The 4,203-nt window shown below is 73.9% G+C and carries 6 protein-coding genes; 5 read left to right on the top strand and 1 reads right to left on the bottom strand.

The features are described 5' to 3' along the window. Together dacB and WD794_00770 are read left to right on the top strand one after the other, a co-directional pair. Window positions 1-1,289: D-alanyl-D-alanine carboxypeptidase/D-alanyl-D-alanine-endopeptidase (gene dacB, locus WD794_00775; protein ID MEX2288843.1), on the top strand; the 1,289-nt coding region annotated here is incomplete at its 5' end. A gap of 190 nt (window positions 1,290-1,479) precedes the next feature. Further along, complete coding sequence (locus WD794_00770) at window positions 1,480-2,259, top strand: SseB family protein (protein MEX2288842.1); 780 nt, start codon at window positions 1,480-1,482, stop codon at window positions 2,257-2,259. Here the strand turns inward: WD794_00770 and WD794_00765 are convergent. Next, window positions 2,243-2,566, bottom strand: a complete 324-nt coding sequence (locus WD794_00765; protein MEX2288841.1) for a DUF1844 domain-containing protein — start codon at window positions 2,564-2,566, stop codon at window positions 2,243-2,245. The genes WD794_00770 and WD794_00765 overlap by 17 nt on opposite strands. Window positions 2,567-2,814: 248 nt before the next feature. Here WD794_00765 and infC point away from each other — a divergent pair, with 248 nt between their 5' ends. From infC to rplT, 3 genes are all read left to right on the top strand, one after another. Further along, window positions 2,815-3,390, top strand: coding sequence for a translation initiation factor IF-3 (gene infC, locus WD794_00760; GenBank protein ID MEX2288840.1), 576 nt, complete (start codon window positions 2,815-2,817; stop codon window positions 3,388-3,390). Window positions 3,391-3,474: 84 nt separating this feature from the next. Beyond that, window positions 3,475-3,669: a 50S ribosomal protein L35 gene (rpmI, locus tag WD794_00755; GenBank protein MEX2288839.1), complete on the top strand. Its 195-nt coding sequence runs from the start codon at window positions 3,475-3,477 to the stop codon at window positions 3,667-3,669. 66 nt (window positions 3,670-3,735) lie between these two features. Next, complete coding sequence (gene rplT / locus WD794_00750; GenBank protein MEX2288838.1) at window positions 3,736-4,137, top strand: 50S ribosomal protein L20; 402 nt, start codon at window positions 3,736-3,738, stop codon at window positions 4,135-4,137. The last annotated feature ends 66 nt before the right edge of the window (window positions 4,138-4,203 follow it).

Genomic DNA, 4,203 nt, shown 5'->3' with positions numbered 1-4,203 from the left:
TCGGCCTGCTGACGGGGCCCGCCTCCGCGGTGGTTCTCGGTCCGCACGACGCCTTCGCCGACCTGGTTCCGGCCACCGCGGTCAGCCCGCGGCCGATCGCGCTGCAGACCAGCGGCACGGCCACCCAGCCTGCCGACGCGACATCCGCCCAGCGGGAAGCCCTGCGCCGCCGGCTGCAGGCCGCGCTCGGCGGTTCCACCGCGGTCACCGTGTCGGCCGCCGTCGACGTCCAGGGCTACGGCAAGGTGCTGCGCAGCGAGGCCGGCCACCCGCTGCCGCCCGCCTCGACGCAGAAGAACTACGTCGGTGTCAGCGCGCTGGTCGCGCTCGGCCCGACCGCCCGGCTGCGCACCGAGGTGGCCCGGCGCGCGCTGCCCGTGAACGGCCGGCTGGACGGCGACCTGTGGCTCGTCGCCGGCGGGGACCCCTACCTCACGATGCTGGGTCTGCGCGCCCTCGCCCGCGACGTACGCGCCGCCGGCATCACCGTCGTGACCGGTGACGTACGGCTCGACGACAGCCGCTACGACCCTCGTCGTACGGCCGCGGGCTGGAAGCCCTCCTTCATGCCCCGCCAGGCGGGGCCGTTATCGGCGATGGCGGTCGACGGCAACCGGTGGCGCACCGACCAGGCCTTCCTGCGCGACCCAGCCTTTCCCGCCGCCGTCCGCTTCCGGGACTTCCTGCGCGCAGAGGGCGTCACCGTGTCCGGAACGGTGCGTCGTGAGCGCCGGCCGGCCGGCGCGGTGACCGTCGCCGAGCGGGTCTCCGGACCGATCCCGGCCGTCGTACGACGCGCGCTCAAGGACTCCGACAACTTCGCCGCCGAGCTGCTGCTCAAGGAGGTCGGCCGGGTGGTGCGCGGTGACGGCAGCTCGGCCGGCGGCGTCACTGCGATGCGCGACGTGCTCGGCCGCCAGGCGGTTCCCGTGGGGCGCAGCTCGGACGGGTCCGGCCTGTCCGCCGACAACCGCCAGACCACGGCCGGTCAGGTGCTGCTGCTGCAGGCCGCCGACAGCTCGGGCTCCGGGCCGCAGTTCCGGGCGTCGCTGCCGGTCGGCTGCCGGGACGGCACGCTCAGGCGCCGCTACTGCGGGACGGCTGCCGACGGGCGGGTGACGGCCAAGACCGGCACCCTCGCCGGCGTGCGCGCGCTGTCCGGCTACACCCGGACCGCCAGCGGCCGTGAGGTGCAGTTCGCCTTCCTGCTCACCGGGGTCAAGGACGGCGGCCGTGCCCTGGCCGCGATCGACCGCGCCGTGGTCGCCCTCGCCGCCTCCACCGACTGAGCTGCCGCCCGCCGGCCCCCCGCCCCGCCGGCCCCCCCCGCCCCGCCTGCCCCCCGCCCCGCCTGCCCCCGCCTGCCCCATGGGTGATCCACGCGGACTTTGAGGTGGATTTCTGGCCGGGATCCACCTCGAAGTCCCCGTGGATCACCCGGGCGGGGGCGGCAGGGCCGGCGGTCTAGCGTCGTACGGCGTGACCGACACCGGGCTGGCCGATGCGGCGCTGGCTACTGCCCTGCGGGGCTGGGCCGCCGCACCGTCCCCGACCGCCCGTGCGCGGGTCCTCGCGGCGCTGGCCACCGCGCGCGTGTTCGCCGCGGTCGTCGCACGCAGCACCGCCGAGCACGTAGGCACCGGCACCGCCGAGCACGTAGGCACCGGCACCGGCACCGGCACCGGCCGGCGTACGAACTCGACGGCGGAGATGTCCCTGGTCACGCTGGCCGGCTCCAGCGGTCGCGGCGTCCCGGTCTTTCTGGACGTGCCAGGCGTGACCGGCTTCTCCGACGGCGCCCGGCCGGTGCCGCTGACGGGGACGCAGGCGTGCTCCGCCGCCCTTGACGCCGGGGCGGTCGCGGTTGTCGTCGACCCCGCCGGCGCCGGGTTCGTGCTCAGCAGGAGCGAGCTGGCGGAGTTGGCGACCGGGCGGGTGCCGGTGCCGGGGACTGCCCTGTCCACCCGGAGCACGACCGGGCCGCTCGTGACGCCGACGTACGTCGACAGCGACCTGCTCCATACCCTGTCCCGGGCCCTGCGCGGCGAGCCCCTCCGGGCGGCGCGGCTGCTGGAGGGGCCGGACGGGCCGGTGCTGGGGATCGTCCCGCGCCGCGACCTGTCGGCTGCGGCCCTGGCCGCGCTGGCGGCGCGGCTCGCGCCGTACCTCGCCGCTCCGCTCGACCTCACGGTCGTGCCCGACCACGGCCCCGGAGTCGCGGTGCCGGTCCGGCGCCGTCGGTTCAGCCGCGGCCGGTGAGCGTCTCGCCGGGACCCTCACCAGGCTCGTCCGGCACCGGGGAGGCCTCCCGGAACGCCTGCTGCAACGCCTGCAGCCCGTCCCGCAGCGGTGCCGCGTGCACGCCCAGGTCCGGCCGGGCCGCCTGCAGCAGACCGGCCAGCGCCGTGATCAGCTTGCGGGCCTCGTCGAGGTCCCGGTGGGCGTCGCCCTCCTCGGCCAGGCCGCACTTGACGGCGGCGGCGGACATCAGATGGACCGCCGCGGTGGCGATCACCTCGGCAGCCGGCACCTCGGCGATGTCACGGGCCTCATCAGCAGTCGTCACGGCTGCTACCCTTGCAGGGCGACCCGGCTCCCGCTTGCGTGGGGGTCGTGCAAGCGGAGGTCCCACCTCCCACCTGAGGAGCCGCGAGGCGCCCGGGTCCGGTCGGAGCACCGCTCCTTATCCAGGGTCGGTGCCCGTGGTTCGCGCACCCGCGAGGGCGCGTGGCCGGTGTGGGCCCTGCGTGAGCGCAGGGCCCTTCTTCGTGGGGATGCCGGGCTGCCGTCCCTGATGTCTTACGAGGAGGCCCCATCAGCGCTGAACCCCGCATCAACGACCGGATCCGCGTCCCCGAGGTGCGCCTGGTCGGGCCCAACGGCGAGCAGGTCGGCATCGTCGCCATCGGCGAGGCCCTTGCGCTGGCCCAGGACAGTGATCTGGACCTGGTCGAGGTCGCCCCGATGGCCCGCCCGCCGGTCTGCAAACTCATGGACTACGGCAAGTTCAAGTACGAGACGGCGCAGAAGGCGCGGGAGAGCCGCAAGAACCAGGTGCTCACCGTCATCAAGGAGATGAAGCTCCGTCCCAAGATCGACCCGCACGACTACGAGACCAAGAAGGGCCATGTCGTCCGCTTCCTCAAGGCGGGCGACAAGGTGAAGATCACGATCATGTTCCGTGGCCGTGAGCAGTCCCGTCCCGAGCTGGGCTTCCGGCTGCTGCAGCGCCTCGGCGAGGACGTCCAGGAGCTCGGGTTCGTGGAGTCCGCGCCCAAGCAGGACGGCCGCAACATGATCATGGTCCTGGCCCCGCACAAGAATGCCGCCGACCTGAAGAAGGCCGCCAAGGAGGCGCCCGAGGGCGCATCCGCACCGGCGCAGAGCTAGACCCGCACCCCCCGACCGGCCCGCACCACCCGACCGGCCCGCACCCCCCGCGGAACGGCCCCGAGCAGGAGGACGACGGCAGACATGCCCAAGCAGAAGACGCACAGCGGCGCCAAGAAGCGCTTCAAGGTGACCGGAACCGGCAAGATCCTGCGCGAGCGTGCCGGCAAGCGCCACCTGCTCGAGCGCAAGTCCAGTCGGCTGACCCGTCGCCTGACGGGCACCGTCGAGGTGGCCGCGCCCGACGTGAAGAAGGTCAAGAAGCTGCTCAGCAGCTGAGCCCTCGAGCCCGCCCGCCCCCTCCCGAGCCCGCGCCCGGGACACCAGACAGATCGGAATCGACCAGTGGCACGCGTCAAGAGGGCGGTCAACGCCCACAAGAAGCGCCGGGAAGTCCTCGAGAAGGCCTCCGGCTACCGCGGTCAGCGCAGCCGGCTCTACCGCAAGGCCAAGGAGCAGCTGCTCCACTCGGCCACCTACGAGTACCGCGACCGCAAGAAGCGCAAGAGCGACTTCCGCAAGCTGTGGATCACCCGCATCAACGCGGCCGCGCGGCAGAACGACATGACCTACAGCCGCCTGATGCAGGGCCTCAAGGCGGCCGGCGTCGAGGTGGACCGCAAGGTCCTCGCCGACCTGGCGGTGCACGACGCCGCCGCCTTCACCGCGCTGGTCGAGGTGGCCCGCGCCGCCCTGCCCACCGACGGCACCGGCGGCCCGGCAGCCACGAAGCAGAACGCTGCCTGACCTGATCACCTCGACCCGCTCACCACGGGTCCAGGCAGTACGACGTCTGAACCGGGGGGGGGGCCC

Source organism: Mycobacteriales bacterium, assembly GCA_040902655.1.
Classification (GTDB): domain Bacteria; phylum Actinomycetota; class Actinomycetes; order Mycobacteriales; family SCTD01; genus SCTD01.
The sequence above is the reverse complement of the archived record's forward strand: the minus strand, read 5'-3'. Positions and strand labels throughout refer to the sequence as shown.